General features: G+C 70.5%; 1 protein-coding gene and 1 pseudogene. Both read right to left on the bottom strand.

The annotated features are described in order from the left end of the window. Window positions 1–429: 429 nt before the first annotated feature. Window positions 430–645, bottom strand: coding sequence for a hypothetical protein (locus AB0M20_RS44320; protein WP_364307578.1), 216 nt, complete (start codon window positions 643–645; stop codon window positions 430–432). A 58-nt stretch (window positions 646–703) separates the two neighbouring features. Continuing rightward, window positions 704–1,255: pseudogene (locus tag AB0M20_RS44325) on the bottom strand (SAM-dependent methyltransferase); the annotation flags it as partial.

Here is a 1,255-nt window from a genome sequence, read left to right on the forward strand (position 1 = left end):
GTCGGCGCGGACCCGGCGACGATGTGGGTGACCACCTCGGCCGGCCTGCTGGCGACCATGCCCGACGGCAGCACGCTCTCGCCACCTTGGACTCGGTGACGTGACGATCCGCAGTGGACTCGCAAATCCGGATTAGGTCTGTCTTAAACCGGATCCCGGCGAGGCGCGCCTGGTTAGCGTTTGGCGAAATCGCTGCCCGGACGACGAAAGGTGCGCCGCGTGCCCACGCACCGCTCAGACGCCCCGCGCCCCCGCCCGGGCCGCCCCAGCCCGGACCGCCCGGCCGCCCGCCCGCGGCCCCGCTCACGTCGCCCCGGCCGCCGCCCCGACGGCGGCCGCCCGGTCTGAGACCCGCTCCTGCGCAACGGCGCACAAGAAAAGCCGCCCGGCAGGAAGACCGGGCGGCTGGGAGAGGTGCTGGCTCAGTGGTTACTTGCTCGGCTCGGGGACGTCGATGTCGCAAGAGATCTTCGGGTTGACGCCGAGCCAGTTGAGCGGACCCGCGACCACCGTGACGATCACGGTCCCCGCCTCGGCGCAGCTCGCATCGCCGGTGTCGGAAAAGTAACCACGCTCGTACGCGGCTACGCCGCCCAGCACGAGCCAGATAAGGACGATCAAGCCGCCGATCGATCCAAAACGCATCGGGTCTCCTCGGGCCGGTTGTGGGGTGGACCGCGAGATACCCCGTACACCTCGATGTTTAAACGGCGTTCTTGACCGCCTGCAACGTGTACGTGTGCGGCAGCCGCTCCGGAGCGGTCGCCACCTGGTACTCGCCGCCGGGCAGCACGACCATCTTGCCGGGCAGCGCCTCCCACGGGACGCTCCGGTGCTCGACCAGCCCGGTGATCGTCATACCCGCCGCGAGCAGGGCCGCGACGACCTCACCGATCCCGTGGTTCCACTCGTGCGTGACGGTGTGGGTGAACTCCACGTCGGTGGCGACGTAGGTGCCGGGCTCGTCCCAGACCATGGCCGTGGCCTGCTCGAAATACGGGTACCGGAGCACGAGCAGGTCGTCCTCGCGGTCCTGCTCGAGGCTCCACAGCACCGGGTGTCCCTCCCGGACGAACAGCCGGCCGCCGGGCTCGAGCAGCGCCGCGACGGTCTGCGCCCAGCGGTTGATGTCGGGCAGCCAGCACAGCGCCCCGATGCCGGTGTAGACGAGGTCGAACCCGCCGCGGCCGAGCACCTCCGGAGCCGCGTACACCTCCGCCTCGACGAAGTCGACGTCGGCGCCGGTCGACGTGGC

The organism is Actinoplanes sp. NPDC051633, assembly GCF_040681735.1.
Classification (GTDB): domain Bacteria; phylum Actinomycetota; class Actinomycetes; order Mycobacteriales; family Micromonosporaceae; genus Actinoplanes.

Bases quoted from the DNA above. Each gene is read 5' to 3' on its own strand.
- AB0M20_RS44320 (WP_364307578.1), bottom strand. From the start codon at position 645: ATGCGTTTTGGATCGATCGGCGGCTTGATCGTCCTTATCTGGCTCGTG.